The sequence below is a fragment of the Anaerotignum sp. genome, from assembly GCF_031981185.1.
In the GTDB taxonomy this organism is placed as follows: Bacteria; Bacillota; Clostridia; order Lachnospirales; family Anaerotignaceae; genus Chakrabartyella.
In genome coordinates this window covers 1-360 of record NZ_DALYUL010000006.1, presented here as the reverse complement: position 1 = coordinate 360, position 360 = coordinate 1, and the positions used below count along the sequence as shown (strand labels likewise).

General features: G+C 39.4%; 1 protein-coding gene. It reads right to left on the bottom strand.

The features are described 5' to 3' along the window. Positions 1–33 precede the first annotated feature (33 nt). Entirely contained in the window at positions 34–249 is a 216-nt protein-coding gene (locus RTK36_RS04460) for a YdbC family protein (protein WP_066047973.1), read from the bottom strand. Positions 250–360 lie beyond the last annotated feature (111 nt).

Genomic DNA, 360 nt, shown 5'->3' with positions numbered 1-360 from the left:
TTCTTTGTCCCATCTGCCCGTATGTATTCCTCCTTATAATTCCATCTTGTTTAAAATATCTCTCAGTGATTTCAGCTCCGTTTTGTTTAAGGTAATCCCTTTGGAGCATTTTGCATGGTCGTCAGCCCATCCCCGTATATCATAGAGCTCTTTCCTACCATTCCAGCTGACAAGATTTAACTCCCTTGTCCATTCACCTTGGGAAATCACCCCAAAATGTTGTACAATCTCATTCTTAATTTCCGCCATTGACAAATCCCATCCTTTCTGTTATTTTCAAAGTGAGTTTTTTAGCTTGTCCCTTTCGGAATTGCCGTTCCTTGGGGACTTTTTTATCTTCTTTTCCATTTTATAAACTCC

Coding starts and splice junctions, on each gene's coding strand:
- RTK36_RS04460 (WP_066047973.1), bottom strand. CDS start 249: ATGGCGGAAATTAAGAATGAGATTGTACAACATTTTGGGGTGATTTCC.